The organism is Marinicella marina (assembly GCF_030065545.1).
GTDB lineage: Bacteria > Pseudomonadota > Gammaproteobacteria > Xanthomonadales > Marinicellaceae > Marinicella > Marinicella marina.
The window spans coordinates 1-3,854 of record NZ_JASJNC010000015.1 but is presented as its reverse complement, the minus strand read 5'-3'; the positions used below and the strand labels follow the sequence as shown (position 1 = coordinate 3,854).

General features: G+C 36.2%; 5 protein-coding genes. All 5 read left to right on the top strand.

Annotated elements, in window-relative coordinates:
- Positions 1–371, top strand: a 371-nt coding sequence (locus QNI24_RS15360) for a hypothetical protein (protein WP_283708769.1), incomplete at its 5' end; no start/stop codon positions are given.
- A gap of 91 nt (positions 372–462) precedes the next feature.
- Positions 463–558, top strand: a complete 96-nt coding sequence (locus QNI24_RS15500) for a hypothetical protein (RefSeq protein ID WP_410174837.1) — start codon at positions 463–465, stop codon at positions 556–558.
- A 140-nt stretch (positions 559–698) separates the two neighbouring features.
- Positions 699–1,577, top strand: coding sequence for a Fic family protein (locus QNI24_RS15355; protein ID WP_267177675.1), 879 nt, complete (start codon positions 699–701; stop codon positions 1,575–1,577).
- 255 nt (positions 1,578–1,832) lie between these two features.
- The gene (locus tag QNI24_RS15350) at positions 1,833–2,678 is read left to right on the top strand and encodes a hypothetical protein (RefSeq protein WP_267177676.1); all 846 of its coding nucleotides are present in this window, start codon (positions 1,833–1,835) and stop codon (positions 2,676–2,678) included.
- A 13-nt stretch (positions 2,679–2,691) separates the two neighbouring features.
- Positions 2,692–3,525: a hypothetical protein gene (locus QNI24_RS15345; RefSeq protein WP_267177677.1), complete on the top strand. Its 834-nt coding sequence runs from the start codon at positions 2,692–2,694 to the stop codon at positions 3,523–3,525.
- The last annotated feature ends 329 nt before the right edge of the window (positions 3,526–3,854 follow it).

Here is a 3,854-nt window from a genome sequence, read left to right as displayed (position 1 = left end):
ATAGCATCATCATGGAGGATGTTGATGTGATGGAATCATTTGATGTGAACGGCACGTCTGTTAATTTAGAGTTTGATTGTAATCTGGTCAATGAAACTGACAGTTTGTCATCGGCCAATGGTCTAAGCTTCATCACCAACAGATTGGCATTGAATTTTATTGATGCTGCCAATGGTGACTACCGCATCGGCCAGCCATCGGCAGCGGTTGATTTATGTAGTGAAGTGAATTTCAATTTGTTGCCTGTGGACTTTGAGGGTGATTTCCTGGGTTTTGATGACTTTACTTTACCTGATGCAGCAGGCCCTTATGATGCAGGAGCTGATGAATCGTACTTATCTGATGTGATTTTTGCCAACGGTTTTGAATGATATTTGGTTTCATCATTTAAAAAAACAATGGGGTCATATATGAACACCTCGCTTGATTCAAGAGCAAAATCAATATCTCTGACCCCAGCGTTTGGGAGTGGCCATAGGCGTTGATCGATTGTTGATGTGTTTGTTGGGCTTGGGTAACATCGAAGACGTACTGTCGTTTAAGGCTGTAGATAGTTAGTACTTATGATCCCCTTGAAGAGTCACAATGTATCTGCATGACTTTAAAAAATTGATCATAAAATCGCTTTGTTTATAATGATAAATTTTTTAGTATTTATCACTTGTCACGTTTTACATTTAAACATAATATTGTAATCTATGATTCAACTAGGTAAAACATCAAGCCACCAATTCACTCCTTTTAAAATTAGTCAAGTGGAACAAATACTACCTTTTTTTGAGTGTATTGATAAGTCTCTTTTGAATTTTAAAGATAAAAGAAAAACGCCTTCAGAGATTATCTACTTTTTTTTGCGATACCTTGCTGGAGGTGGCAATTTAAAGGGAAAAGCGATTGACATAGATATAGTTGAGTTTATTGACCACATGAAAGGAAAAAAATCAAATGATAAAATGGTTTTTGCAGTGGCCAAACAAACCCAAAAAATGATTAAAGTCAAAGATCAGTATAGCGGTCAAATAACACCTAAACAGCTAGAGAAAGTTAACAAAGAAGTTGTAAAAGAATCACGTGGAAAAGGCTATAGAAATAAAGTATTTTGGGTAGGTGATATTAAGATAAAGCGTTATGCTTACAAAGTTTGTGATGAATCTATGATAGGCAACCTATTGCATGATTATTTAAATTTTTTAAATGATGACTCAATTGATTTGCTTAATAGGCTGATAGTTGGAACTCATCAATTTTACGCCATTCATCCTTTTAAGGATGGTAACGGTCGAACATGGCGTAGCTTATTCTGGTTTTTGTTTTCGAATAAATATGATGAAGTTCAAACGTTATTTATTATTTTCTATTTCAAGCTCATTGATTATGAGGGGTTGTATCTGGCTCAAAATGAATTAAGAAAAGGTAGGATTGAGCCATTTGTTATCTACTGGAAAGATTGTATTGAGTGGTCATTTAAAGCGCTTACGTTTTATCAAAGTACTTACGAGAACAATAAATATGTTGACATAAATCAAATTTACCAATTAGAATATTGGCTAAAGAATGAAAAAAGGAATGCTAAATAAAGAACAATATTTAAATTACATTCAAAGCATTTTAAACCCAAAAGTAGAGTTCAGTGATGAACAATAATTTTAAGAAAGGATTCGTCACATAAGGCCTTTATAATTTACCAAAATCCTTTTAAGTCTGAAGATGTCAGTCAAGCCAGAAAAATAACTAGATTTGATTACAGGTACAGTAATGAAATAAGGAATATCACTAGATATATCAATAAAAATAGAAATTTAATAAACACTTAAAGCAAAAAGGAGAGTTCAATGATGAACGATAATTTTAAGAAAGGGTTGGTTCGATCTATTTCAGATCAGTTCAATAGAACCATTAAATTAACTGCATTTACAGTTGCTGTTGTAACACCAATAATACCATTCGGCCAGAGTTACGGTTGTGACTCTGACCCTGACGTTTGTGTCACAGGTTATCCACCACCGGATCTGCCTGACCCTTATGGTGATTACGATGGCCCAACACCAGGCTGTGACTATTTGGGTGATTCTGATTGTGATGATAGCGGTGGAAGCTCTGGAGGGGATGGAGGTAGTGGTAGTGGAAACCCGAGTCCTGCACAATGTTTAGCACTTGAACAAAGTAAACCCGACAATTGTCACAGCAATCCATTTAGTAGCATTGGTTCAGCCAATTATAATTCATGGTTGTCAAATAGGTTTGGTAACATTAATCCGTTGAAGTTAGAGTACAATAATCAGGGGTATCAAGTTTGGAGAAGAGAATTTAGATTTCTTACATATCCTGTTGCCATCACAGTTGGAAACTTAATGTCAAATAGTTATTTACAAAGTGGCAGTTATTTGCCAAGTAGAGGACAAATCTGGGCACAACTAGGTACTCATTGTCAACATGGTGCCAGTGACCAGCTTGAGTTTTGTTTACAGGAACAAGCTGATTTCATGGCCTCTTTACACCCAGATGCTTCACAGGGAGGTGGATCTTGGAGCGGTTCACTCTCATGGGGCGGATTTTCTTTTTCGATTGGAGGCTCCTCTCCCTCAGGGAATTGGGTGAGTCAATTTTTAAATAAAGTCCAAGAAGACAAAGTTTGTCATCTATGGTATCAGCATCCACATCAAGATGGTTGTAATTAAATAGGAGAAAAAAATGAAAATTAAATTATTATTTATTTCGTTAATGATTTTTGTTTTTTATTTTGGGTGGAGCTTAATTAAGGATGACGCTCCTGATCAACCCACAGTATCAGATTCTGAACAATTAACCTTGTCTAATCAAGATATAAACGAGCAATCATTGGCTGATAAGTTAAGAGAGAAGTCACTGACCCAACTTAATGTACCTGAGGGTTTGAAGTCTGTAGCAGAGGAGTTGTTACCAATTTCTACAGAAGAACTCTCAATGGCATGGGAAGAAGAATATGGTTGCTATGTTTTTGGATCTGAAGGCTTGGATGCAGAAAGTGATTTGCTATCAAACGAATGTAATCATGCTCTTTTAACAGCACACTCTTTTGAGGAGGCACAATGGATGCAGAGACAAGGCTACCCTAAAAAAAGTAATTTAGATAAGCTTAACAACAGTGATTTTCGTGAAAAACTAAGACAGTTGGCAAATCAAAATTATACCCCTGCCATAGCTTTGCTAGCGATATACGAAATGCAAAGCGGAAACACTGAAATAGCACTTGATCTTTCTTCAACTTTGGCTGCCTATTCTGACAGACACTTAACTTTCCCCCATAGACTGAATGGTGAAGCACTAATTGCTAACAATATGACTGATCTTGGAGTAATTGATTTACAAGTTGCTTCATTATTAGGTGATACTGAAGCGGGTTATCTGGCACATAGGTATATAGGGAACAACACAGTTTTAGCGATGAGTACAGTTAATAATGCTCACTTACGCATGTCTAGATACTTTAAGCTACCATTTGAAGAATACCCTTTTGACCCAAGACCTGATCCTTCCAGCGGTTAAGGTAATAAGCTTCTTTATATGAATAAAAAGTCAAGAAATAAAACCTTGGCTTTTTTTGTTTTTATGTCCCGTCCTGAAATAAGTTGATACCTTTTTAACTTTTTTTATCAAAGGCAGGACTATGAAATCGATGGAGTCAGAGCTGTTGATTCTACAGGATTCTATCATGATGCCCCAAAATTTAATTCCTGGGAAATAATAATCCTTTCTTTTGGCACTTTCTCCATTATTTAACGTTTCTTAATACAGAGACCTCAGACAAGTTTGGGTTCGAATTGTGATTGGGGCATTCAAAGCAAGTGCCCCTTGAGTGGAGAATCCGATTTTCA

What these genes read in the sequence shown, in the direction of transcription:
- QNI24_RS15345 (WP_267177677.1), top strand. Translation starts at nt 2,692, where the DNA reads ATGAAAATTAAATTATTATTTATTTCGTTAATGATTTTTGTTTTTTAT.
- QNI24_RS15350 (WP_267177676.1), top strand. Translation starts at nt 1,833, where the DNA reads ATGATGAACGATAATTTTAAGAAAGGGTTGGTTCGATCTATTTCAGAT.
- QNI24_RS15355 (WP_267177675.1), top strand. Translation starts at nt 699, where the DNA reads ATGATTCAACTAGGTAAAACATCAAGCCACCAATTCACTCCTTTTAAA.